Here is a 23150-nt window from a genome sequence, read left to right on the forward strand (position 1 = left end):
GCGCTCGATTCGTCGTCGCGGGCGCACGGTATGACACTTCGGGCGCACGATTCCTCGTTGCGGGCGTCCAGCAAGGCGTTGCGGGCGCGACGCACCAGCAACACGTCATTGTTTGGTCGATCCACCGCGTTCTGCCCGCGCCAGACCGCGGTGGATCGACCAAAGCTTGCCGTGACTCGCCTCGGCGGGCTCACGCCGCAGCCGGGATCACTCTGCAGGGACCTCACTCTGCCGTCTAGCTGCTGATGACCTCGTCGAGTGGGGCACGGAAGGCCCGTACGAACTCGGCCAACAGGCGCACATCACCGGCGACTGTCACGGTTCCGGCCGCAAGCGCCGACTCAGCATCACCCTCGGCGAGCAGATCCCGCAGTCCCGCTCCGCCGAGGAAGAGCTGCGCGTGCGGATCGGTGCCTTCGGCCACGTCGACACCGGTACCGGACACGGCGGCGTGTGCGACGGCCGGCCCCGCGGTCACCTCGACGGTGAACGGCTCAACCGCAGCCTCGGTGCGGGACGTCATCAGTGCGGCGGCCAGGGAACTGTGCGTCGGTGCCTCACCTTCTCGCGGGGCACCGAGGCGGCGGGAGCCCCACCGGCCGAGCTCGATGAGCACCGGCCCGAGGTCGCACCCGTAGTCGCTGAGCCGGTAGACGACGTGACGTCCCTCGAGACTGCGTTCGACGATCTCGCTCGATTCGAGTTCTCGCAGGCGGGTGGTCAAGAGGTTCGACGGTATTCCGGGGATTCCCCGACGCAGTTCGTTGAAGCGCTTCGCCCCGACGAGGAGGTCGCGGAGGATGATAAGCGACCACCTCTCCCCCAGCAACTCGGCCGCACGGGCGAGGCCGCAGTACTGTCCATACGATTTCATGATTGACAGTTTAGCCACGACGGTTCACTATTGAAATAGCAGTTCACTTTATAAACCATCAAAGGATCGCTGTCAGAGAGTCTCTGTTCGAGAATTGCTCTGCACTGATCCGCACCCCACTCAACGAGGAGTACATGATGAGCCGCACCGTCATCGCCGCCCTGTTCCAGTCTCTCGACGGCATCGCATCGGACCCGTTCACCTTCCAGTTCGATTCCTTCGACCAGGAGATGGGCGAATGGATGACAACGGCCATCGACGGAGTCGATGACTGCCTCCTCGGCCGGGTCACGTATCAGGAGTGGGAGAACTACTGGCCCAATCACACCGAGGGCGACGACGCTCCATTCGCCGACTTCATCAACGCGACGCCCAAGCACGTCGCCTCATCGACGCTGACCCCCAAGGATCTCCGGTGGGAGAATTCGAGCCTCATCGACGGTGACCTCGTCGAGTTCGTGAGGGACCTCAAGGCGGCCGACGGCGGGAAGATCGCGGTCGAAGGATCCATGTCGGTGGTCCGTCAGCTCATCGAGGAGGGGCTCGTCGATGAGCTGACGCTGGCCATCCATCCGGTCATGGCAGGCAGCGGACGTTCACTCTTCGCAGGCGGAGCGACGACTCGCCTGGACCTGCGCGAAGTGCAGCGCACAAGCAAAGGCAACCTGCTCGCCACGTACGGTCCCCGCCTCACGTGACGCGATCTCGCCGAGACAACGCCTGAGCGCCGAGACCACTGTGCGTGCACAGGTGTCTCGGCGCTCAGCCGTTGTTTCGGTGCTCGGGCGCTGAACCGCACGAAGCCGTCGCGGCGGCGCTCAGCCTCTGGGCCAGGCGATGAGGTCGGCCCGGGAGCTGCTCAGACCTCAGCTGCGGGACTCGGTGGCCAGGCGGCGCTGCCGGTAGGCGAAGGTCGCCCAGCCGAGGGCGACGGCCCAGACCGGGAACAGCAGCGTCGGTCCGACCGTCGCCCACCAGCTGTCGGCGAAGATCCCGGACGGCCCGGCGACCACGGTGCGCATCATCCCGACGCCGCCGGTGAAGAGCGCCAGGGTCACGATCGTCGCCGGGATCGTTGCCAGCGTGATCGGTACGCGCCGACCGCTCAGGGGACCGAGCCATGCCGGCAGGCGCTCTCCCCACTTCTGCACCAGACCGAGGGTGAGGAGGATCCCCGCCACCGCAGCCAGGGCAAGCGCCAATCCCGAGTGCCAGAGCCCCGTCCGCACGCCTTCCTCGTAGAGGGTGTCGCTCAGCCCGACCGGGATGCCGATGGCCCACAGGATCCGGGTCAGGGCATAGAAGCCGGGGACGATGACGGCGAGAGTCACGGCGACCTTAGCGCTCGTGGAGACAGCAGCCGACCGGTCTTCGTCGTGACCCGCGCCGCGGACAGCGCCCCGGTCTTCGTCGAGGCTCGCAGTCGCACGCACGTACCCGACCGTTCCCTGTCCTTCGCCCGCCGCCGGCAGCCCGCCTGCGACTCGGCTCGTGGAGCGCCGATGGGCATGCTCGGCGGCGGCCCAGACGATGAGCCACAACAGCGGCCCGAGGAGCATCACCGCCTGCCAGATCACCGGTCCTGAGATCGGCGGGAACTGCATGCTGAGCACGTAGCCGAGGTAGGCCAGCAGCAGGGTGTTGGTGAACAGGACCGTCGTGATGATGGTGAAGAAGAGCGCGAGGAGGCCGACCACCCGGACCCCGGCACGTTCGCGCAGCTGCGCACGCAGTCGAGGAACCGTGAGCAGGACGGCCGCGCTGACGAAGCTGAGCAGTGCGACGAAGCCGACGAGGCCGGCCACGATCGGCACCGGAAGCGAGGCGATCACCGAGGTGAATGCCCCTTCCTCGTCTCCGGCGAAGGCAGCCGGGGCGGCTCCCGTTCCCCAGAGGACCGACATGATGAGTAGGAACAGCGACCACGCCGAGGTGGCCACGAGCCCCACCCGAACGGTGAGGTCGGTCTGTTGAGATGGATGACGGACTGGTTGGTGGAGCTGTTTCTGTGTCATGTCTCCAGGCTCGCGCCCAGAGCCCCAACCGGACCTCCCCCGTAGGGGTGAAGCGGGTCGCCGTACGGGTGAACCGGCCAGCCTGACGCTTAGAGCAGCTCGCCGCACAGACGACGAACCAGCCCGGCGCCCTCAGGCGGTCTCGACGAACCCCGATTCGAAGGCCCGGATGACCGCCTGGGTGCGATCCCTCGCGCCGAGTTTCGACAGCAGCGAGCTGACATAGGTCTTCACGGTCTCGGCACCGAGAAACATCTCACCGGCGATCTCCGCGTTGCTCAGCCCCCGCGCCATCAGGGTGAGCACCTCCTGTTCGCGACCGCTCAGTCCCACCGATTCCGCCAGGTTCTCTCGCTGTCCCGTCCGCACCGCCATGTCCCTGATCTTCTGCGGATAGAGCAGCGCCTCTCCCCCTGCGACCGTGTGAACCGCGCGGATGAGCTCGTCCGGCTGCGCGCGTTTGAGCACGAAACCGTCGGCCCCGGCCCGCAGCGCCTCGACGACGTAGTCATCGCTGTCGAAGGTCGTGAGGATGAGGATCCGCGGTGGAGCCTGCCTGGCCATCAGCCGCCGCGTCGCCTCAAGACCGTCGAGGCCGGGCATGTGCACGTCCATGACGACGACGTCCGGGCTCAGCCGGCCGACGAGCTCGATCGCCTCCGCCCCATCATCGCCTTCGCCGATGACTTCGAGTCCCTGATCAGCATCGATGATCGCCGCGAGCCCGGCCCGCACGAGCGGTTCGTCATCGATGAGGACCACACTGATGCTCTTCATTCCGCTTCCTCCCCGAACGGCAACGTCACCTGCAGAATCCATTGTCCGTCGTCCACTCCCCATCTCGCGTGTCCGCCGAAGAGTTCGGCCCGTTCGCTGATGCCGCGCAGACCGCGCGATTCCCTCGCCGAGGCGACCGCACCCAGTCCGGGACTGCGCATCTTTCCGCGTCTCCCGACCGATTCATCGGGTGGAGCTCTGCGATCTCTGTGTCCCCGATCGAGCGCCGGCCCGTTCGCCGTGGACGCGTTTCTCGTCTCCACCCACGCGGCGTCGTCTCGCACGCTGATCGTCACGGACAGACCCGGCTCCGAGGCGTGCCGCAGGGAGTTCGTCACCGCCTCGCGCACGATCCGGTGGAGTTCGCCGACCACTGCCTCGGGCAGTGCTGCGGCATCGCCGGTGACGGTCAGGACGGTCGGGTGCTCGAGGGACCGGGCCTCCTCGGCGAGTCGTTCGATATCGCGCATCGTGCGCCGAGGCGGCCGCTCCCCGGCCACCGCCCCTTCCTCAATCCCGTCGCCCTGGCCGTCGGCCGATCCGGCCTGATCGTTGCCGTCGCCCCGATCGCCTCCCTCGGTCTCGGCACGGAGCAGCGCGAGGACGTGGTCCAACTCGGCCACGGCCTCACGTCCGGTGGCGGCGATCTCGTCCACGGCCGCCTCGGCGAGTGTCGGATCCGTGTGCAGGGCACGTTTGGCCACGGCCGCCTGCATCGTGGTCACGGTCAGGGCGTGGCCGATCGAATCGTGGACCTCGCGGGCGAGGACGGTCCGCCGGAAGCGGTGCACTCGTTCGGCCGAGGCGAGCGCGGCGCGGTCCGCGGCCGAAGGACCGAGCAGGATCTGTGCGTAATGGGGAAGGAAGTAGCCTTCGGCGATGATCAGTGCGACCAGCAGAAGCAGGCACAGGGGTGCGAGGACTTGGATGAGCGCGGCAGGCAGGATGACCATCGCTCCGTCGCTGCCGGCACCGACGTCGCCGCCAGGAGCAGAGCCGTCGCTGCCTGTGGTCCCGATGAACCCGGGCGACAAAGACTTAACCAGGTGAGGGTCGGCGGTCAGGAGCACCGCGGAGGGAATCACGACGATGACGGTCACCAGGAGCAGCGCGCCGGAGAAAGCGTGGCCGGCGTAGAACAGGGCACCGCGGAGGCGATCGGCACTCGAGGCTCGCCTCGGCGGGGTGGGGATGGTCAGGCCGAGGAGCTGCTCGGCCAGCGTCCGTTCGAGGGCTCGGATGACGGCGAGGAATGCGGGGACGCACAGGAGGACGAAGGTGACTGTGCCTGTCGCGAGGATGCCGAGTGCGGCGCCGCGGTCGGTCAGCTGATTCCAGGCGGTGACGACCCAGATGACGACGGCGATATAGGGCACGGCGATGACACCGCCGATCAGCAGGACCAGCAGCCTGCGCCACAGCATCGTCACACGTGCTCCCATTGTTACCAGACTACCGCGCGCCCATGACGCAGACCCCTGACGTGTCCCCGGGCGATCGAGCAGAGGCACGGCTGGTCCCCCGGCGCGGAAGATTCCTCGTCCCACCACCCATCCGCTGTCTGGTGGGCTCCGAATCATCGGTGACAACGACCATTCCGTCGAAAGGACAGTCATGACCTCGCCACGTTCCGCCTCGCATTCGGACTCCAGTCCCCTGCTCACGAACGCTCGCACAGGGCGCACCTCAGTGCAGGTCGTCGCCGGCATCTTCGGCGCTGTGTTCCTGCTCGTCGGCATCCTCGGCTTCATCCCGGGGATCACCGCGAACCTGGATACCATCATGTTCGCCGGGCATCACTCGGAGGCGGCTCTGCTGGGCATCTTCCAGGTCTCCGTGCTCCACAACGTCGTCCACCTGCTCTTCGGCATCGTCGGCCTGTTGGGTCTGCGCTCACGAGGACTGGCGAAGAGCTACCTCATCGTCGGCGGCATCGTCTACGCGGTGCTGTGGATCTACGGACTCGTCGTGCCGATGGAGTCGATGGGCAACTTCGTTCCGCTCAACACCGCCGACAACTGGCTGCATTTCGTGCTCGCAGCAGCCATGATCACGACCGGTTTCGTCTTCGGCCGCAAGTCACGAGGCTGACGCTGTACTGGGGCCGAGGCCCCGCCGAGGCTGACGTTGCACTGGGGCCGAACCCGCGCGGCGGCTCCACCACCGGCACGACCCCATCAAGGCAACAGCCTCATGCCGAGACAACGGTGGAGCGCCGAGACCACTGTGCATACACAGGTGTCTCGGCGCTCCACCGTTGTCTCGAGCAGCAGTCACATGACTGCGAGCCTGACGATCCCGCCGATCACCACTGCCAACAGGGCCGCGGCCGGGATCGTCAGCAGCCACACCCCGAACACGGGCACGAAATAGCGCGCCCGAGCGTGGCCCTTCCGACCCGCGTACTGGGTGCCGAGGACGGACGAGCCGAGGACGAAGGTCAGCGACACGGGCACGCGCATGACCAGGGCCGCAATGTACATGAGCACCGAGGCGGCACCGTCGGCGACGGCCGATTTGAGCGGGTCGAGTCGGACCATCCGCACCGACAGGGTCCGCACGACACGCCAACCGCTCAGACCGGTGCCCAGGGCCAGCGCGGCGGCGATGAGAATGCGCACCGGCCAGGAGATGTCGACGACCGAGAGACTGCCGTGCGCTGCGGAATCGGCCGCGAGGATGGCCACCATGACCAGGGCTGCGACCTTCTGCGCATCCTGCACTCCGTGGACGAGTGACAGGGATGCCGTGAGCACGGAGTCGACCATGCGCGCACCCCGGAACATCGGCTTCGGCGGGGTCGAGGCAAGCAGCTTCGACAACAACAGCGTCAGCGCCCAGGCCAGGGCGAAGCCGAGGATGGGTGAGAGCAGCAGCGGCCACACCACGGACTCCATCGCCTCGGCGCCGTTGACGGTGAACCCGAAGACGACGCCGGCGCCGAGCAGACCGCCGATGAGGCAGTGCGTGGATGACACCGGCAGCGCGAGGAGGTAGGTGAACAGGCTCCAGATCGTCGCCGAGACGAAGGCGATGAGCAGACAGGTGAGGATGAGGTAGTCCGAACCGGTGAACAGGACGATCTGGTTGGCCACGACGAAGGCAATGCCTTCACCGAGCAGCGCCCCGATGAAGTTGAAGACCACAGCCAGGCTGAGCGCCCAGCCCGGTTTGAGTGCGCGCCCGACGACGGCGTTGCCGATGGTCAGAGCGGCGTCGTGGAAGCCGTTCGAGCCGGCGAAGATCACCGCGGCGATGATGACACCGACCAACAGCAGCTCCACGGACTACGACTCCTTGATCGCGATGGTGGCGACGACCTTGCCGAGTTCGGTGAATCCGTGGGCGGCTCGGACGAATGCCTGCCCGAGTTGGGAGACCGCGGCCATGTAGGTCAGTCCGCGTTTGGAGTTCGGCACCGCATCCGACATGCGCCACTGCAGGGTCTCGACCTGGTACGTCAGGCGGTTGATGGCGTCGACGTAGTCCCACTGGTCGAGCTTGCCCGGCAGACGGGTGATCAGACGGGACGTGTGGTCGGTCTGGTTCGACAGCACCGCCAGGGTCTCCGGCACTCCGGAGGGCAGCGGATCGAACGCTTCGGAGGCGAGGACGAACCCGACCCCGTGCAGGCGGTGGCAGATGTCGCGCATGTGATGGCTGAGCAGGTACAGGTCATTGCGGTCGAAGGGAGTGATGTAGTTCTCCCGCAGAGCCCGCAGCATCGCGCCCATGTCTTCATCGGCCTTGTCCCCGATCTCGCGGAGACGGTCGGCGACGTCGCGGCGAGAGCCGACTTCGATCCCGGAGAGTTCGGCGAGCACCAGATTGCATTGCCGCATCTGTGAGACGAGATCGGACAGCCGCTCATAGAAGACAGTGTCCTGTGGTACTCGCTTGAGCCGCATCCGCTCCTCCTGCCCGGGGCCCGGTCGCGCCGGACGAATGTGCATGATGCCTCAATGATATGTGCCGAACGCTGGACCGAGAGCGCCTCTCGGCGGAAGGCCGCTCGAAGCGGCTGAATTTGGAGCCCGGGGCTTCAGCGATCCAGCGTCCGGTGGCCCGAAGGCCACCCCCTACGATACTCGTTCACACTGATGAGTCCACCGCCGAGGCGGCCCTTCGTCCGTTGATAATCTCACAGTCCCGATGTCGGTCGGGAGGGAATACGAGCCCGAGGGCGGCGAGACGGAATCGAGCGCACACGGTCAGTCGGGGTCACCTCGGCGAGGGTGATACGGGTGGGCGCAGGGTCAGTCGAGGCCACCTCGGCGATGGGCGACGGCGGCGTCAGTCAGGTCCTGGGAGAGTCGGCGCAGGCGGGTGCCCGTGTCTGCGTCGTCGGTGCCTTCGGCGCAGATTCCGACGAACGCCGCGGCGCGCAGCAGGGCGATGACGACATCGCCCCGGAAGGCCCCGGCGAGGATCTCGTCGATGGCGCGGGCGATCTCGTCGGGACCGGCAGGGAGTTCGACCCCGGCGAGGATCTCCTCATAGCCGATGCCGCGGTCGATGCGGCGCTGGCCGTCGGAGAACATCTCGGACAGTTCGCGGGGCGCGGTTCTGATCCACTGGCGCAGGGCGTAGAGGCGCCACAGGGCACCGGGAGCGGAGACGGCGGGAGCCGCGGACCACATCTCGGCGATGAGTTCGAAGCCGATGTCATCGGCGAGGTCGATGAATCGCCTGGTGGCAGCCTCGTCGCGATTGCCGTCGGCATCGCCGAGGAGCAGGGCCGCGGTGGCGTGGGAGGTTTCGGAGCGGGCGACGGGGTCGTCGGAGGCACCGACGGAGTCGAGATCGGCGAGGGGAACGGGGCGGTGGAAGGGTCGCTGTGTCATCGTCAAGGCAGTCTAGTCCTTGGGAGTGGGCACCGACCAGGGTGCAGGTCACACCTCGAGCAGATCGGACCTGATGCGAGGCGCAGTCGAGGGTTGGGTCACAGTCGGGTCGTGAGTCATGGGCAGAGTGAGTCGCGGGCAGGGTGAGGCTCTTGCGACGTGGATCACGGGCTTTCGTGCGACGGTCAGGGTTCGCTCGTTCGACTCACAGTGGTCGCGACTAAACTCGTCAGTGATTCGCGTCTGCGACCCGCAGGTGCGAGTGACCGAAACGAGGAGGAACTCTCGTGGCAAAATCATCAGTGGCGAAGAAGGGCATCGACAAGGCAGCGAAGCTCGCGGTCAATGACGATGGCACCCTCAATCCCCGCGCCCAGTCGATGTTGTCGCGTCTGCTGTCCGTGCAGCGACCCGTCGCGCTGGCCTATGTGCGCAGTCTGCGCCGCAGGCACCCCGATGCGACTCCCGAAGAGCTCATCAAGATCGTTCGGCGTCACTACCTGACGCTCACGACCTCAAGCGGAGCGGCCGTCGGTGCCACGGCGGCCGTCCCCGGGCTCGGCACGACCGCGGCCCTCGGCGTGGCGACCGTGGAGACGGGAGGGTTCCTCGAGGGCACCGCCCTCTTCGCGCAGGCGATCTCGGAGATCCACGGACTGCCGGTCGCCGATGCCAAACGTGCGAACGCACTCGTTCTCGGCCTCATGCTGGGCAAGGACGGGAAGAACCTCATTCAGCGCTTCGGCAAGAAGAACGGCGGAGTGGACTCGATGCTCGGCAGCTGGGGTTCGACCGTGACCAAGCAGCTGCCCGCTCCCCTGGTCGACCTGCTGGTGCGCAAATTGCGGAAGACCTTCATCCGCAAGTTCGCCGCACGCGCCGGCGGCTCCCTCGTCGGCCGGCTCCTGCCCTTCGGCATCGGCGCTGTCATCGGCGGCGTGGTCAACGCGCAGATGGCTCGCCAGGTCGCGAAGGAGTCGACGGAGGCGTTCGGTGCCGCACCGACGGTCTTCCCCATCGAGACCGACCCCGAATACGTCGCCCCGAAGAAGGACCGCAGGCTGCTCTCAGGGCTGAAGTACGTCTCCGCGCTGCTCGGGAAGCTGAAGAAGGACAAGGGCATCGAGTCCGAGGTCATCGAGCCCAGCGACTCCGCGGAGCTCGAAGCGCCGGACGGCCTGCCTCGGACCTACGACGGTGAGGATCGTCCCGAACTGGAGAAGTGATCGTCAGCATTCCGCAGTGAACTGCAGGACGATGATCGGAGGAACCAACGGCGGACGATCCGAGGGACACTCGGAGCGGGGCCGGCGGTGATGAGAGTCGCCGTCGGCCCCGCTCTTATGCCGCTGAGTCGGGTTTGAGTAATGAGGTCGCGAACCTCTAATATGAGTGAGTCTCCAACTGCTTCTCGCGGGTTCTGCCGCGTGCTTGTGTTGGGGCGGGGCCTCTAGCTCAGTTGGTAGAGCAGCGGACTTTTAATCCGCGGGTCGTGGGTTCGATCCCCACGGGGCCCACACTCGAAAATGCCCCTCACCTGCATAAACGCAGGTGAGGGGCATTCGTCGCCTGCGCCCACTGGTCACCTGCACCGCGACTACTCACCTTGATCAATCAGTGCCGAGATGGTCTCAGCTTTATCGTTCGAAACAGTCTCCGAATTTCAGATGGTCACTGCGCGTGTCGTCTCTAGACTGGGATCAATTTCGACCGTAGGTTCCAAGTAAGGGGTGAGGTACTTCCTGGCTGTTACACACGATGGCTTGGCAGTCCGACCAGACGAAATCGGCTTGACCCAAGGTGGACAGATGCACGTAGCATTTATTGATGAGTCCGAGCGAGACGAGGACTTCTACTTTCTCGGGGCGCTGGTATGCGACGAGACTTCGTATCAGCAGATCTCGCGCGGACTGGACTCTCTGCTCCGGGAACATTCGTCCGATCCGGGCAGCTCTGTCACCCTGGGTCATGAGTTGCACGGGCACGCTCTCATGCAAGGCATCGGCGAGTGGAAGCGGTTCCACTTCGGCAACGGGCCAGCATCTTCCTTAAGGCATTGAATGTCGTCGCCGGCAGCGATGCTTGCATACACATTGAGGGCGTTGATGTGAACGCTCAAAAGGCTCGGGGCTACCCAAGCGTGACACCGGCCCGCGAATTAGCCTTCAGCCACCTGCTGGAACGGATCAACGATTGTGCCCGAGCGAAGAACACCGTGGCTCACATCTACGCTGACGAGCATCATTCCGCGGAAGAGAGTCGGAGCCAGTTCAGCGCCTACCAAATCCACGGGACCTATGGATACAAGAGCAGTCGGCTTGAGAAATTGATGCCGCCTATTCGGTTCATCGACTCTCGTCGAAGCCGGGCCCTTCAAGCGGCGGACCTCTTCACCTACCTATACAACCGCGACAACACCGTGAACGAGTCCGACGCTCGAGCCATCGATCTCAAGTCCAAAATGGTGCGCACAGCACGGGAAGCTTGGCAGAGAGGTTCTACCCGAATTTGGCCGTAGACGCACGAAGACCCCGTTCTCCTGAACAGGGTCTAAGGCAATGCGGGAAGCTGGACTTCCTGCAGTTCAAATTCTAACAGAGGCATCTGACGCAGGTCTACAGCTCGTCCTGGCGGAACGACAGAACATGATCCGAAGGTTCTCACACGTTAAACGGGTTGGCGTGATGTCCACAGCATCAGCGTTCTATGCCGACGGTCGCAGTAGCCCACCTGAGACGCCGAATCCGGCGCAGCACATCGGTTGTAGCAGGACTGGCACAGCATGTGCCCTATCGAGCACCCTCTGCAGGTAAGAGACCGCATAGTGTCGGACCCGTCAGCTACTCACTGCCGCCGACGGCACCGTCCGAGGTCGGCTCCTCCACTCGAAAGCAGGGAAGAACCATGAACCGCATCCGCCGCCGCCCCACCACACTGCTCACCCGTTCAGCCGCTGTCGCCGTCGCCTCGGTGCTTGCGCTCTCAGCCTGTGGGGCGAACGATCGGGACACCGCGAACGAGGCCGATTCCAGCGAGCAGGGACAGACTGAAGAGTCCGATTCGGCTCCGCTCTCGCAGGAGACCGAGGAAGCCGAGGAGGCAGCGGAGACCGATGGCGCGGCTGCCGCCGGTGAGGGCACCGAGGTGAAGGTCGGCACCGAATTCACTGACGACGAGACCGGGGACGTCGTCACCATCGTCTCGGCCGTGCGCAACAATCCCACCGAGTACTACGAGGCGAGCGACAACCCCGATGGTGAGATGGTCTACCTCGAGGTGAAGGTCGTTCCCGGCAAGGAATACGGCGGAACGATCAGCCTCTCCGACTTCTACCTCGATGACGGTGGGGACGAAGCGAACTACGCGTCGACTGCGAAGGACGAGCTCGAAGACGCCGGCTACGAGTACTTCGACAGTGCTCCCCGCCGCGAGGGCGAGCACACCGGCTACGTGCCGATCTACATCAGCGAGACGGCCGATTCCCTCAAGGGCGCCTACGTCCGCCCCGAAGCGAAGGTCATCGGCGAGGATAAGAAGGTCCCAGAGTTCCGCTCTGAGTTCGATGTTCCTGCCTCCTGATCTCCTGAGCGAATATCATGGCAGGGCCGGGTGACCAGTCAATGACGAGAGAATTGAACAGATGAGCGCGAACTACGGATCCTACATCCGCGCCAAGACGTATGACCCGGCGGGTGGAACCTACCGCAACGGCGTTCCCATGCAGCAGGCGTCGCCGACCAGGCGCTGGTGGGCGAGGATCCTCGATGCGCTCTTCGCCCTTGTCTCCACCGGGCTGATCATCGGACTCGCCCTGGCTCTCTCCGCAGCCAACGTGATCTCACTCGATGCCGCAACGGGGGCGTGTCTCATCAGCTACCCGCTGATGGTCCTCGTCTTCGGTGCACTCTACGGGTGCGCCGTTTCGCCTGGCCAGGCACTGTGCGGAGTCGTGTCGCTGCAGGTGGATCACGGCAGGCGCGTCGGATTCTGGCGCGGCATGGGACGATACCTCGCCGTCGGGTTCTTCCCGATCGCCATCACCGTCATCATCTGGGCGTTCTTCGACGCGCCGACGATCGACTCGGTGCCGATCAAAGTCTTTCGCCGAACATCGCAGGTCAGATAAGCGCGAGTTCAGGATGACGAACGCCCTCAGCGTTCGAACTGGCCGCTGAAGAGGCGCCGGCGCGGGATCGATCAGTCCTGCCAGCGCCCGTCGCTCATCCCGATGTCAGCGACTGCGTTCCGACGACCCCAAGCAGCTCCAGGCGACTCGCCGTCCCTGTCCCTTCGAGCGGGAAGAAGACCAACAGCGAGATATCGTCATCCGGAGTGAGCAGCACTTCGCACCGGAACTCGAGCCGGCCGACCTCATGATGAGTGAAGACCTTGGTGTCGGAACGTCTGACTGCAACATCGTGGCGCTCCCACAGTTCAGCGAACTCGTCGCTGACCTCGATGAGATCCGCTACGAACTCTTCCACTCGGCGGTCCCCCGATCTGCGCGCATACGTTGCCCGCAGATCGCTCACATGCGCCGCCGAGATCTTCTCCCAGTACTCCTCAGGCATCGGGCGAGACTGCGGGTCCTCGAACCATCTCCACACGAGGTTCCGCTCCCGCCCCTGCCCTTCCGGAAGGTCGGTGAACAGTGCACGCCCCATCGGGTTCTGCCAGATCACTTCGCCGAGGTCGGTGACGATGACGGCCGGAACATCGACGAGCCTGTTGGCCACCGCGATGAGCCCAGGTCGGATATGACCGTCCGCACTGCGCGGGGGAACAGGATGGCCCGCGAGGTGCAGCAGATGATCTCGTTGATCCCGGTCACATTGGAGGGCTCGAGCGACCGCGTTGACGACTCCGGCGGACGGCGTCGCCCCGCGGCGCTGTTCAAGTCGGGAATAGTAGTCGACTGAGACGCTGGCGAGCATCGCCACCTCCTCACGCCTGAGGCCCGGAGTGCGCCGCCGAACCGTATTGCCGAGTCCGACGTCTTCCGGTCGCAGCTGCTCACGGCGTCGGCGAAGGAAATCAGCGAGGCCAGAACGATCAGTCATCTCTTCATTCTCCGCCCAACTCGGCCGGGTATCCAGGGACAGGTTGTCCGTGGATCGACAGAGCATTCTCCCCGTCGATCGACTCGGCCAGACTGGGCGGCATGACTACACACAAGGAATCACAGATCATCTCCCATCGCCGTCTCGGCACCGACGGCCCTCTCGTCACCACACCTGGTCTCGGTGCCATGAGCATGTCGGGGGCCTACGGTCCTACGACGGACAGCGAAGGGATCGCCGCGATCCACACCTACCTCGACGATGGCGGAACCCTCATCGACACCGGCGACTTCTACGGAGCCGGCCACAACGAGATGCTCATCGGTCGCGCCCTTGCAGACCGCAACCGCGACGATGTCGTCCTGTCGGTGAAGTTCGGCGCCTTGCTCTCACCCGATGGTGCTTTCATCGGATTCGACGGACGGCCCGATGCTGTCCGGAACTCTCTGGCCTACTCACTGCGTCGCCTCCGCACGGACCACGTCGACATCTATCGTCCTGCTCGGCTGGACCCGAACGTGCCGATCGAGGAGACTGTGGGCGCGATCGCCGGACTCGTCGAGTCTGGGTACGTGCGGTCGATCGGTTTGAGCGAAGTCGGCGCGGAGACGATCCGCAGGGCGGCGAAAGTCGCTCCGATCAGTGACCTGCAGATCGAATATTCCCTGCTCACGCGGTCGATCGAGTCGAACGGAATCCTCGCCGCATGTCGTGAGCTCGGGATCGGCATCACTGCCTACGGGGCACTGGCGAAGGGACTGTTAGCAGGGAAGACCGATGGGCGCCGAGCGATGTTCCCGCGCTTCCAAGGGGAGAACCTCGCCCACAACGAAACGATCGTCGCACGTCTGGCTGAGATCGCCTCGGCGAGGGGGATGACACTCCCCCAACTCGCCATCGCCTGGGTGGCAGCACAGGGTGAGGACATCGTCCCCGTCGTCGGTTCGCGGACCTCGGAGCAGGTCAGAGCGACCCTCGCAAGCACAGAAGTCGACCTCAGCTCCGCTGATCTCGCCGCCGTCGCCGAGGTGCTCGCCGGCTCCGAGGTGCACGGCGACCGCTACCCAGAGGCTCTCATGGCCCAGCTGGACAGCGAACGCTGAGAGCTGGGATCACCAGTCCACCCGGCGCCGCGGTGAACATCGAATGACGAGAAGAAGTCATCGGAGAATAATCTTGCGATAACGAGAGTGTCATCACATTTCTTCGGCGCGTCCTCTTCAGACCAACTGACAGGCGGCGTTACTATAAAGGAGTTTGCAGCCAAACGTCCGCAGCCGCTACGGTGCGGCAAAAGGAGTTCTCGTGAAGTGGTTGAAGCGGGCCATCGTCACGCTCGTCATCGTCTTCGGAGCCTTCTATCTGTTCACCCGGCCCGAGGACTCCGCCGAAGCCGTTCGAAATGCCTTTGCGGCAGTCGGAACCGGAGTGGGCTCCATCGTCACCTTCTTCACCGAGCTCTCAGCCTGACCTCGGTGCTCACGGAACTTCGTCGTGGCCACGCTGTTTGATCCGAGGGTCGATGAGCATCTCATCTCCACCGAAGGCGAACGAGTCATCGATGAGGTGCGTCGTCATCCACTGGCCTTCTTCATTCCAACTGCGATCATCGTCCTCGGAGTTGCGGTGATGTCCGCCAGCACGGTGGTCGCACTGCAGTTCGCCTGGATCCCCGTGGTGATCGGAGCGGCAATCGTTCTGTTCGGTACCTATCGATTCCTGACCGTGCACATGGACAGGTTCGTCATCACGAACATGCGCGTCTTCCGGATCCACGGCATCTTCACCCAACACAAGGCCACGATGCCGATGTCGCGCATCCTCGACATCTCGGTGCACAAACCTCTGATGGGCCGGGTATTCAGGTATGGGCACTTCGTCTTCGAATCCGCAGCACAAGATCAGGGTCTGCGCGATATTCGATTCGTGGGTCGACCCAACGAACGCGATCTCACGATCCAACGCGTCATCCAACGTTCGGGCCTGCGTTCGGCATTCTCACCATTCGATTCAGACGAATACGACGATGCCCAGTCCGCAACAGAAGACTACGCCATCGCCACAGACGAGACAGATTCACGGTCAGAGGTCATCACCGACGTGGACTCCGACATCTCGGCAGGAGAGTCTCACCAATGGAAGACCATGGAGCTCGAGACGCCAAGGCCGTCTGAGGCATCGGAGGAGATCGTGATCCATGAGTCCACTCCCGACGATCCGATTTCGGAAGCCGCGCAGGCGTGGGATCTCCGCTGGCCCGAACGGACACGAATGGAAGCCGTCACGACGCTGATGGACACTCAGCGTCGTCTCACCGCTGAGTTGGATGAGCTGCTTCGCCCTCTCGGACTGAACTATTCTCGATTCGAGGTCTTGCTCATGCTGTTCCTCGACGCTCAGGGAGCGATCCCCCTCGTCGAGCTGTTCACTCGGCTGCAGGGCACAGCACCGTCAGCCTCGTCTTCGGTGACATGGCTCGAGGACGCGAGCATGGTCAAGCGAGTCGTCTACCCCGAAGACAACGAAATGGTCTTTGTTGCGATCACTTCAAAGGGGCGAACCGCCGCGGATCGAGCGAGCCGGAGTCTGGCTGACGCACGCTTCGGATTCAGCGCACTGTCGGAACGCGAGTCCCGGCAGCTCAGAGTCCTTCTGGCCCGATACCGAGAGAACACGATCGGCATCTAGCGACACTTGAGCGGCAAGTCACAGCCAGGACTCACTCGTCGTCGGATGTCCGGCTGACGCGCGCTGCAGACGTACGAGAGGGACCCCGCAGGGGATCGCCGTCGCCACGCACCTCGGCCATCTGCTGTGCGGCGGTGACCACCGCGGACCGGCGCCGTTGCTGTTCGACTTGGTCGCCCGGAGCAAAGCCGGTGACCATCCTCGCTAGCTGCGGCACGCAGAACCACCATGCCGCCAGCCCGATGACCAACAGCACCAGGTGATCGGCGTCGATGGCACTGCCGACGATTCCGGCTCGCTGAGCCTCACTGTAGGCGGCGACTTTCTGCCGATAATGATCGGTGCGATCCGCTTCGTCAACGATCGTCCCGTCGGCGAGTCCCTCCCACAGCAGCAATCGCGCGAGCTCAGGGTGTTCAGAATAATAGTCGTACGTCCTGCCCGCGAATTCGCCGATCAGTTCGAAGTCATCCCCAGCAGGGAGGACTACCGTTTCAGACAGATGGGTCAACTCATCCGAGAGGACCGCACGGAACAGTGCCCGTTTGTCGCCGAAGTAGTTGTACAGTCGTTCCTTATTCACTCCCGCGCGTTCGGCGATGCGCGCCATCGTTGTGCCGTCCGGGCCGAATGCAGCGAATTCGGCAGTCGCCGATTCCCTGATTCGCCGCCGGGTACCCTCCGTGTCCCAAGCCATATCGCAAGTCTACCCAACTCCAACGATTCGGTTGCAATTATCTCTCGTAGTCCGTATATTGCAACTACACCGTTGGAGTTGGGATTTGACCTATGCAATCCGGCGATCACGGTAGCCACGCCCGGAGACCGCATGTGTCGAGTGGAGGTTGTCACGCTTGGCTGGATCCGCTCGGAAACGTGGGATCGGGCAACTCGGGGACGTTACGTCACCGACCGACCTCCCGAAAGGAGTCTCACAATGACCAACGATCAACGCACACCGAGCACTGAGATCGTGCCGTACACTCTTCACTTGTCAGCCGCGACCATCGATGACCTGCACGAACGTCTACGTCGCACCCGGTTGGCCGAACACGAAACCGTAACCGGAGACGGCGAGGAATGGGAGCAGGGCATTCCGCTCGACTATGTTCGCCAACTGATCCATTCCTGGCTGTACGACCATGACTGGCGCCGCCTGGAACGCGAACTCAACGCGTACGGCCTGTGGCACACCGAGGTCGACGGATTGGACATCCATTTTCTGCACATCAGGTCATCTCGTGCAGACGCGCGCCCGTTGCTGATCACACATGGTTGGCCCGGGTCGGTCGTCGAGGCCCTCGACGTGATCGACGGGCTGGTGAATCCACCCGACGACGAGCCCGCCTTCCACGTTGTGCTGCCGTCGCTCCCGGGTTTCGGCTTCTCGGAAAAGCCCAGCAGAACTGGTTGGGGCCTGCGAAGAATCGCCGATGCTTGGGCAGAGCTCATGGCTCGGCTCGGTTATGAACGCTTCCTCGCGCAGGGCGGAGACTGGGGCGCCATGGTCACCATTACGTTGGCCATCCGCCATCCTGAGAAGGTCGCGATGATGCACACCACAGTTCCGCATGCCTCCCGACCGGATGGATTCGATGACGACCAACTCACCAACACGGAACGTGCCTGGTTGGATCACGAAGAGCAGTTCCGGCGGAGTGGAATGGGTTACGCGGCAATCCAATCCACCAGACCACAGACCATCGGCTATGGACTCGTCGACTCACCGGTCGCACTGATCAGTTGGATCATTGAGAAGTTCCACGACGCCGCCGACTGTGACGGACACCCGGAGAACGCCGTGTCACGCCAGCGACTGCTCGACAACGTCGCGCTGTATTGGTTCAGCGCGTCAGGTGCTTCCTCTGCTCGACTGTATTGGGAGAATATCAACGGCGAAGCCGAGTTCAGTCCTGGTCTGGACATGACGACGCCGGTCGACTTACCTTCTGCGGTCTCCGTCTTTCCCAAGGAACTGCGCAAGCTCCCTCGTTCTTGGGTCGAACGGCGGTTCACCGACTTGCGCCACTGGAATGTCCTCGACCGCGGTGGTCACTTCCCCATGTTGGAAGTGCCTGACACGTTCGTCACCGAGCTGAGAACTGCCTTCTTCACAGCTCCTCTCTGAACCGGACTGGAGCTTGCACGATCACGCTTGTGGATGAGTCGGTCGACGTCATACACCAGCGGAGGCCCGGCCACAGTGGAGGACGTTCAGCGTTCGAGCTGACCGCCGAAGAGGCGCTGGAGCGGGATCGATCCGTCCTGCCACGGGGTGAGGATCCAGGCGACGGCATAGGCGCCGACGCCGAGGACCGGCAGGGCGAATGAGATGAGGACGAGCAGGCGCATCAGCCAGACGTTGACGCCGGTCACCTCGGCGAGGCCGCCGGCGATGCCACCGAGGATGCGGTCGGGACCGCGACGGAAACCGAGTTTGCGAATGGAGTCGAATAGTGAGTTCATGTCTTCGACGGTACTCGGCCCCGGTGTCCGCCGACAGGGGTGATGGCCATCGACTGCCCTGAGGTTATCCGGAATCCTCGCCGATCCAGTACCGGCGTTTGGCCGGGCCGTCACCGACCTCGCGGACGTCATCGAGCACACCGCCGCACTGCTCGATCACGCGCGCCGACGCGGTGTTCGTCTCGTCGCAGGTGACGAGCACGTCCGTCACACCCGCTGCTCGCAGGCGCTCGACCGAGCGGGCGAGGATCTGTCGGGCGTAACCTCGGCGCCGGAATTCCGGAGCGACCGCGTAGCCGACGTGCCCGCCGAACTCGAACAGGAAATCATTGAGTTCGTAACGGATGGATGTGCGTCCGACGGGCCGTCCGGACACCTCGGCGATGAGGAAATCGGCCCGCACTCGGCCCGGCGGAAGGTCGACTCCGCGTGCCTCGCGGGCGATCATTGAGAGGATGTCGTCCCACGAACCCTCGGCGAGGAGGAAACTGAAGTCCTCGGCCCGCAGCTGCTCATGGAACTGACGCAGGATCGCCTCGTCGTCGCGGTTCGGTGCGCGCAGGAGCAGCTCGGCAGTCATGGGTTCCTTCCCACTGGTGTCATCGGGTCGGAGTCATCGGCCCGGTGTCGTCGGCGGTCGATCCCTTTCATTGTCGCTGATCGATGAGGTCGGATTGTGAACGTTCCGGACGGCGGGCGAAGTCGGGAGCGTGCTCAGGGGTGATGCCCATTCCGAGAATCCGCGCGGGGACGACCGTGAGTGCCGGGAACGTCTTGAGAAGCCATTCCACTGCCGCAGGCGGTCGGATGTCGCCGCCGTCTCGGACCACGGGTTCGATCATGCGGTGGATCCCGGCCTGCAGCACTTCGACGGCCTTCGTCGTCAGCAGTCGACGACGCTGCACCCGGCGCAGCTGCCTCGTACTCACCGTGCCGGCGCGCAGTGATTCGGCGAGGATTCGGGCCGTCGCCACACCGTCTTGGACCGCGAGATTGACGCCGACTCCACCGAGCGGACTCATCGCATGCACCGCATCGCCGATGCAGAGCAGACCGGGGACGAACCACCTCGGCGCTTCGCTGCGGCGCACGTCGAGGAGTCTGACGTCGTCGAAGTCGATCGCTCCGACGTCGTCGGCGAGGGCCGGGAAAGTGGCGGCCACAGCATCGCGCAGCGCCTCGATGCCCTCGGCCCGAAACCGTTCGTCAGCGCCCTTGGGAATGAGCCGGGCCATCTGCACGTGCCCGTCCCGCGGAATCGCGACGAAGACGTTCCTGCCATCGGATCGTGGGGCGACGGAATCGGGAAGCACCGCCTCGGTGTCGATGCGGAACCACCACACGTCGATCCCCGAGTGGAGTTCGCGCACGGGCAGGCCCGCCTCTTCCCTGGCGATCGACCACCGCCCGTCGGCGGCGATGACGAGCGGGGCGCGCAGCTCGTAGGCCGGCCGAGGACCGTGCGCGGACTGCGGACCCTCCGCGGCTCGCGGACCCGCCCCGTCCGGCCCCTGCACTCTCACCCCGACGACCCTCTCGTCCTCCCAGATCAGGGAGTTCATCTCGGCACCCATCCGCAGTTCGAAGCCCGGTTCGTCGTTGCCCGCCTCTGCGAGCAGATTGAGGAAGTCCCACTGCGGAGCGATGGTCATGAAGGGATGGGGAGCATTCAGCCTCGAGAGGTCGCCGAGGATGAATTCCTTCCCGGACCGGTCTGTGAGGCTGATGTTGGTCACCTGGCGATGCGCGATGCGAGCGAACCGGTGGTAGAGGCCGAGTTCGTCGAGCAGCCGCAGCGTCGACGGGTGGACGGTATCGCCGCGGAAGTCGCGGAAGAAGTCCGCGTGCTTCTCAAGGACGATGACCCGCACTCCTCCCCGTGCGAGCAGCAGCCCGGCGACGACTCCGGCCGGACCGCCTCCGGCGATGATGCAGTCAACGTGCTCGGTGTCGGCCATGACACTCTCCTCGGTTCGCGACTCGAAGGACTCACTCACCAGCCTAACCCTCGCGGTGAACAGTCGGTGTGAGGCGAGGAGAGTGGGACGTCGGACATGGGGTCAGATGCGGCCGGAAGCGCCGGCATTCATGCTCCGGTCCGCGGCATCCCTCCCGCCGTCTTCTCCGTGACGTCGAAGCGTTCGCGGTAACGGCCGGTGAGCAGACACCACTGCGAATACAGCGCCGTCGAGGAGTTGAACACCAGCAGAGTGAGCGGATAGAGCAGCCACTGCAGCCACATCGTCACGCGGCGTTCACGCGGAACGTGGACCGGCCGTGGCGGCAGCAGCGCATTGAACACGAGGACGGAGACGACGAGTCCGATCATGCCGAACTGCTGCACGATGCCCACGGTCATCGGCATCCGGTCCACCACCGAGGTGGCCTGTCCCGTCTGGGAGGCCACGACGAAGGGGATCCAACCGCCGATGGCGATGATGATCGAGATCGAGGCGAGGCTGACATGGCCTTCGAGCAGTGAGAGGAACCGGAGGACGCCCGGCCAGAACGGCGACCGCGCATCCGTGGCGAACACGCGCACCCCGACGTAGGGCACGTCCGAGGCTCCATAGGACCAGCGGCTGAGCTGTCTGAACTGGGCGACCATCGTGGCCGTGAACGTTCCCGCCTGCACCGCGTCCTGGAAGATCGGAACGTGAATGGGAACAACCCGGTAGTCGCCGTTGAAATGGAACCAGCTGCGCCAGTACTGGTGACCGTCCTCGACGATGGTCCGCTTCGACCAGAACCCCATCTCCACCAGCGCAGTGAGCGGCTGGGCATGTGAGGCGAAGTTGCGCAGAGCGAGCCGGCGAACCGTGGTGGTGAGGTTCCAGAAGCAGTTCGCGCTGGCCACCACCCGTGACGGCGCCGGCACGTCCCAGATGTTCGTGATGTAGAGGCTGATCGGCTGGAAGGACAGACGCTCTCGGTCCGGGGCGATCGCATATTCGTAGGCGACACAGTCGAAGTAGGACTCGTGCGGGATGTTGTCGCAGTCGAGGCTCGTGACGATCACCCGATGAGGGTCGATGGCCCGCTCGCGGACCCATTCGGCCAGGCGGTGTCCGGCGTAGGTGATGTTCGCGCCCTTGCCGGCGATCTCATCGGGCAGCGACGCCGGATGTTCGACGAGGACGAATGCCCCGAAACGATGCCCATATTCGGCGTCCAGACGGCGAGCGGTCTCGGCCATGGCCGGTCCGCCGCGTTCCTCGAACGCGAAGAAGACGAGCAGCCGATCCGGTGACGTCGAGGTGTGCAGCAGCGTACGGATCGTGTCGGCGATGACCGGATAAGGCTCGTTGTAGGCAGCAACGACGACGGCATGGAATAGGGACGAGGGCCGCATGATCGACCCCGGGTCGCCGGTGATCTGCTCGACGAGCACCTTATGCTCGGCAGCACGGAATCCCCCTCGCGGATGCGCCAAGGAGGGGCGCCCATCCATAGCCCGCTCGAGATCGGTCAGGCGGGCGGCCCAGTCCACCCGGGCAGCACGCCGATAGCGGAGGAACCCGCGGGTCACGTCGATCGCCCCGAGCATGGCTCGGGCGAACATCAGGCCGACGATCGAGAGAACATAGACTGCACCGACCATCGCATCGATGAACGGAAGGACGAAGACGAGGCCGACGGCGGTGAAGCTGATGATCGCCGGCAGCGCCTCGAAGAACCGGTACGCGGGAGAGCGCGGTCCCATCGGCAGTTCGAGATCGGCGGAAGTCTGTCGAGGACGTGGTTCCTCGGCGGGAACTGGTTCGGCAGCAGACTGGCGGTTGGCTCTCACTCTGTCGATCCTGCGCGCCGAGGCTGGCCGCTGGTTTGTGTGCAGGTGCAGGTCAGATGAATATTTCGTGCCGACTCCCAGTCAGAGGAGTCGTCCGACAGCATGTGCCGTCCGGTAGCCTCCTGTTATGGCCCATACCATCCGCACTCCCGTCCCCGACGATGCCGCGGCCATGGCACGAGTCCACGTCGACACGTGGCAGGAGACCTACCGCGGACTCATGCCCGACGCACTCCTCGACGACCCCGATTTCGTCGATCACCGTCGGCAGCTGTGGACGAATGTCCTCACGGAGGCCGACCCGCACCGCTATGCCTGTGCCGTCGCCGAATCCGACGGCCGTATCGTCGGCATCGCCATGGCCGGTCCCCCGGAGGCCGACAGCGGCGTCGAGGACCGCCACCTCTACATCCTCTACGCCTACCGGTCGATGCACGGCACCGGTGCCGGCCAGGATCTCCTCGACGCCGTCGTCGATCCCTACCTGACGACGGCGCTGTGGGTGGCCGACCCGAATCCCCGTGCCCAGGCGTTCTACGTCAAGAACGGCTTCGTCGCCGACGGCACCGTCAAGACCGATGACTACGACGGGGTCCGCGAGCTGAGAATGGTGCGACCGCCGACTGCGTAGGCGCG

24 protein-coding genes and 1 tRNA gene are annotated in these 23150 nt (G+C 64.6%); 12 read left to right on the top strand and 13 right to left on the bottom strand.

From position 1 onward, the window contains the following. Positions 1-235: 235 nt before the first annotated feature. Positions 236-874 (bottom strand): winged helix-turn-helix transcriptional regulator, encoded by a 639-nt coding sequence (locus GUY23_RS15620; protein ID WP_166973948.1) that lies wholly within the window; start codon positions 872-874, stop codon positions 236-238. A 137-nt stretch (positions 875-1011) separates the two neighbouring features. On the opposite strand from GUY23_RS15620, the gene GUY23_RS15625 reads away from it, so the two are divergent. Continuing rightward, positions 1012-1572 (top strand): dihydrofolate reductase family protein, encoded by a 561-nt coding sequence (locus GUY23_RS15625; RefSeq protein WP_166976274.1) that lies wholly within the window; start codon positions 1012-1014, stop codon positions 1570-1572. Between the two features lie 168 nt (positions 1573-1740). On the opposite strand, the gene GUY23_RS15630 is transcribed toward GUY23_RS15625, so the two are convergent. The 3 genes from GUY23_RS15630 to GUY23_RS15640 all read right to left on the bottom strand — a co-directional run bounded on the left by GUY23_RS15630 (position 1741) and on the right by GUY23_RS15640 (position 5108). After that, positions 1741-2889, bottom strand: coding sequence for a hypothetical protein (locus GUY23_RS15630; protein WP_166973951.1), 1149 nt, complete (start codon positions 2887-2889; stop codon positions 1741-1743). A gap of 132 nt (positions 2890-3021) precedes the next feature. Next, positions 3022-3666 carry a response regulator transcription factor gene (locus tag GUY23_RS15635; protein WP_166973954.1) on the bottom strand — a complete coding sequence of 215 codons (645 nt, stop codon included), beginning with the start codon at positions 3664-3666 and terminating at the stop codon, positions 3022-3024. Continuing rightward, positions 3663-5108, bottom strand: coding sequence for a sensor histidine kinase (locus tag GUY23_RS15640; protein ID WP_166973957.1), 1446 nt, complete (start codon positions 5106-5108; stop codon positions 3663-3665). Before GUY23_RS15640 ends, GUY23_RS15635 begins: the two co-directional genes overlap by 4 nt. Positions 5109-5280: 172 nt before the next feature. Here GUY23_RS15640 and GUY23_RS15645 point away from each other — a divergent pair, with 172 nt between their 5' ends. Continuing rightward, positions 5281-5757: a DUF4383 domain-containing protein gene (locus GUY23_RS15645; RefSeq protein WP_166973960.1), complete on the top strand. Its 477-nt coding sequence runs from the start codon at positions 5281-5283 to the stop codon at positions 5755-5757. 182 nt (positions 5758-5939) lie between these two features. On the opposite strand, the gene GUY23_RS15650 is transcribed toward GUY23_RS15645, so the two are convergent. The 3 genes from GUY23_RS15650 to GUY23_RS15660 form a co-directional block, all read right to left on the bottom strand. Continuing rightward, positions 5940-6950 (bottom strand): inorganic phosphate transporter, encoded by a 1011-nt coding sequence (locus GUY23_RS15650; RefSeq protein ID WP_166973964.1) that lies wholly within the window; start codon positions 6948-6950, stop codon positions 5940-5942. Positions 6951-6953: 3 nt separating this feature from the next. Continuing rightward, complete coding sequence (locus GUY23_RS15655) at positions 6954-7619, bottom strand: DUF47 domain-containing protein (protein ID WP_228282443.1); 666 nt, start codon at positions 7617-7619, stop codon at positions 6954-6956. A 303-nt stretch (positions 7620-7922) separates the two neighbouring features. After that, a complete protein-coding gene (locus GUY23_RS15660) occupies positions 7923-8510 on the bottom strand; it encodes a hypothetical protein (RefSeq protein ID WP_166973967.1) in 588 nt (195 codons plus the stop codon). A 287-nt stretch (positions 8511-8797) separates the two neighbouring features. On the opposite strand from GUY23_RS15660, the gene GUY23_RS15665 reads away from it, so the two are divergent. The 5 genes from GUY23_RS15665 to GUY23_RS15685 all read left to right on the top strand — a co-directional run bounded on the left by GUY23_RS15665 (position 8798) and on the right by GUY23_RS15685 (position 12636). After that, the gene (locus GUY23_RS15665) at positions 8798-9736 is read left to right on the top strand and encodes a hypothetical protein (RefSeq protein WP_228282445.1); all 939 of its coding nucleotides are present in this window, start codon (positions 8798-8800) and stop codon (positions 9734-9736) included. Positions 9737-9954: 218 nt separating this feature from the next. Beyond that, positions 9955-10027, top strand: a tRNA-Lys gene (locus tag GUY23_RS15670). A gap of 491 nt (positions 10028-10518) precedes the next feature. Then, a complete protein-coding gene (locus GUY23_RS15675; RefSeq protein WP_166973970.1) occupies positions 10519-11028 on the top strand; it encodes a DUF3800 domain-containing protein in 510 nt (169 codons plus the stop codon). 386 nt (positions 11029-11414) lie between these two features. After that, a complete protein-coding gene (locus GUY23_RS15680; RefSeq protein ID WP_166973973.1) occupies positions 11415-12089 on the top strand; it encodes a hypothetical protein in 675 nt (224 codons plus the stop codon). Between the two features lie 61 nt (positions 12090-12150). Then, positions 12151-12636: an RDD family protein gene (locus GUY23_RS15685; protein WP_166973976.1), complete on the top strand. Its 486-nt coding sequence runs from the start codon at positions 12151-12153 to the stop codon at positions 12634-12636. Positions 12637-12730: 94 nt separating this feature from the next. On the opposite strand, the gene GUY23_RS15690 is transcribed toward GUY23_RS15685, so the two are convergent. After that, positions 12731-13570: a helix-turn-helix transcriptional regulator gene (locus GUY23_RS15690; protein ID WP_166973979.1), complete on the bottom strand. Its 840-nt coding sequence runs from the start codon at positions 13568-13570 to the stop codon at positions 12731-12733. A 101-nt stretch (positions 13571-13671) separates the two neighbouring features. On the opposite strand from GUY23_RS15690, the gene GUY23_RS15695 reads away from it, so the two are divergent. The 3 genes from GUY23_RS15695 (at position 13672) to GUY23_RS15705 (ending at position 16258) form a co-directional block, all read left to right on the top strand. Continuing rightward, positions 13672-14673 (top strand): aldo/keto reductase, encoded by a 1002-nt coding sequence (locus GUY23_RS15695; RefSeq protein ID WP_208085379.1) that lies wholly within the window; start codon positions 13672-13674, stop codon positions 14671-14673. Positions 14674-14875: 202 nt separating this feature from the next. Then, a complete protein-coding gene (locus GUY23_RS15700) occupies positions 14876-15040 on the top strand; it encodes a hypothetical protein (RefSeq protein ID WP_166973982.1) in 165 nt (54 codons plus the stop codon). Positions 15041-15064: 24 nt separating this feature from the next. Next, positions 15065-16258: a PH domain-containing protein gene (locus tag GUY23_RS15705; protein ID WP_166973985.1), complete on the top strand. Its 1194-nt coding sequence runs from the start codon at positions 15065-15067 to the stop codon at positions 16256-16258. Positions 16259-16289: 31 nt separating this feature from the next. Here GUY23_RS15705 and GUY23_RS15710 read toward each other — a convergent pair whose 3' ends face one another. Further along, complete coding sequence (locus GUY23_RS15710; RefSeq protein WP_166973988.1) at positions 16290-16955, bottom strand: TetR/AcrR family transcriptional regulator; 666 nt, start codon at positions 16953-16955, stop codon at positions 16290-16292. A gap of 240 nt (positions 16956-17195) precedes the next feature. Here GUY23_RS15710 and GUY23_RS15715 point away from each other — a divergent pair, with 240 nt between their 5' ends. Then, complete coding sequence (locus GUY23_RS15715) at positions 17196-18386, top strand: epoxide hydrolase family protein (RefSeq protein WP_166973991.1); 1191 nt, start codon at positions 17196-17198, stop codon at positions 18384-18386. A gap of 86 nt (positions 18387-18472) precedes the next feature. On the opposite strand, the gene GUY23_RS15720 is transcribed toward GUY23_RS15715, so the two are convergent. The 4 genes from GUY23_RS15720 to GUY23_RS15735 form a co-directional block, all read right to left on the bottom strand. Further along, positions 18473-18724, bottom strand: coding sequence for a PspC domain-containing protein (locus GUY23_RS15720; protein WP_166973994.1), 252 nt, complete (start codon positions 18722-18724; stop codon positions 18473-18475). 64 nt (positions 18725-18788) lie between these two features. Continuing rightward, positions 18789-19304: a GNAT family N-acetyltransferase gene (locus tag GUY23_RS15725; protein ID WP_166973996.1), complete on the bottom strand. Its 516-nt coding sequence runs from the start codon at positions 19302-19304 to the stop codon at positions 18789-18791. Between the two features lie 67 nt (positions 19305-19371). Then, positions 19372-20682 carry an FAD-dependent oxidoreductase gene (locus GUY23_RS15730; RefSeq protein ID WP_166973998.1) on the bottom strand — a complete coding sequence of 437 codons (1311 nt, stop codon included), beginning with the start codon at positions 20680-20682 and terminating at the stop codon, positions 19372-19374. Positions 20683-20810: 128 nt separating this feature from the next. Further along, positions 20811-22514 carry a glycosyltransferase family protein gene (locus GUY23_RS15735; RefSeq protein ID WP_208085380.1) on the bottom strand — a complete coding sequence of 568 codons (1704 nt, stop codon included), beginning with the start codon at positions 22512-22514 and terminating at the stop codon, positions 20811-20813. 127 nt (positions 22515-22641) lie between these two features. On the opposite strand from GUY23_RS15735, the gene GUY23_RS15740 reads away from it, so the two are divergent. Further along, positions 22642-23145, top strand: a complete 504-nt coding sequence (locus GUY23_RS15740; RefSeq protein WP_208085381.1) for a GNAT family N-acetyltransferase — start codon at positions 22642-22644, stop codon at positions 23143-23145. The last annotated feature ends 5 nt before the right edge of the window (positions 23146-23150 follow it).

This window comes from Brevibacterium atlanticum, from assembly GCF_011617245.1.
GTDB lineage: Bacteria > Actinomycetota > Actinomycetes > Actinomycetales > Brevibacteriaceae > Brevibacterium > Brevibacterium atlanticum.

Excerpts from the sequence above, each read along its gene's own strand:
- GUY23_RS15620 (WP_166973948.1), bottom strand. The coding sequence starts at position 874 with ATGAAATCGTATGGACAGTACTGCGGCCTCGCCCGTGCGGCCGAGTTG.
- GUY23_RS15625 (WP_166976274.1), top strand. The coding sequence starts at position 1,012 with ATGAGCCGCACCGTCATCGCCGCCCTGTTCCAGTCTCTCGACGGCATC.
- GUY23_RS15630 (WP_166973951.1), bottom strand. The coding sequence starts at position 2,889 with ATGACACAGAAACAGCTCCACCAACCAGTCCGTCATCCATCTCAACAG.
- GUY23_RS15635 (WP_166973954.1), bottom strand. The coding sequence starts at position 3,666 with ATGAAGAGCATCAGTGTGGTCCTCATCGATGACGAACCGCTCGTGCGG.
- GUY23_RS15640 (WP_166973957.1), bottom strand. The coding sequence starts at position 5,108 with ATGGGAGCACGTGTGACGATGCTGTGGCGCAGGCTGCTGGTCCTGCTG.
- GUY23_RS15645 (WP_166973960.1), top strand. The coding sequence starts at position 5,281 with ATGACCTCGCCACGTTCCGCCTCGCATTCGGACTCCAGTCCCCTGCTC.
- GUY23_RS15655 (WP_228282443.1), bottom strand. The coding sequence starts at position 7,619 with ATGCACATTCGTCCGGCGCGACCGGGCCCCGGGCAGGAGGAGCGGATG.
- GUY23_RS15660 (WP_166973967.1), bottom strand. The coding sequence starts at position 8,510 with ATGACACAGCGACCCTTCCACCGCCCCGTTCCCCTCGCCGATCTCGAC.
- GUY23_RS15680 (WP_166973973.1), top strand. The coding sequence starts at position 11,415 with ATGAACCGCATCCGCCGCCGCCCCACCACACTGCTCACCCGTTCAGCC.
- GUY23_RS15685 (WP_166973976.1), top strand. The coding sequence starts at position 12,151 with ATGAGCGCGAACTACGGATCCTACATCCGCGCCAAGACGTATGACCCG.
- GUY23_RS15690 (WP_166973979.1), bottom strand. The coding sequence starts at position 13,570 with ATGACTGATCGTTCTGGCCTCGCTGATTTCCTTCGCCGACGCCGTGAG.
- GUY23_RS15695 (WP_208085379.1), top strand. The coding sequence starts at position 13,672 with ATGACTACACACAAGGAATCACAGATCATCTCCCATCGCCGTCTCGGC.
- GUY23_RS15710 (WP_166973988.1), bottom strand. The coding sequence starts at position 16,955 with ATGGCTTGGGACACGGAGGGTACCCGGCGGCGAATCAGGGAATCGGCG.
- GUY23_RS15715 (WP_166973991.1), top strand. The coding sequence starts at position 17,196 with ATGACCAACGATCAACGCACACCGAGCACTGAGATCGTGCCGTACACT.
- GUY23_RS15720 (WP_166973994.1), bottom strand. The coding sequence starts at position 18,724 with ATGAACTCACTATTCGACTCCATTCGCAAACTCGGTTTCCGTCGCGGT.
- GUY23_RS15725 (WP_166973996.1), bottom strand. The coding sequence starts at position 19,304 with ATGACTGCCGAGCTGCTCCTGCGCGCACCGAACCGCGACGACGAGGCG.
- GUY23_RS15730 (WP_166973998.1), bottom strand. The coding sequence starts at position 20,682 with ATGGCCGACACCGAGCACGTTGACTGCATCATCGCCGGAGGCGGTCCG.
- GUY23_RS15740 (WP_208085381.1), top strand. The coding sequence starts at position 22,642 with ATGGCCCATACCATCCGCACTCCCGTCCCCGACGATGCCGCGGCCATG.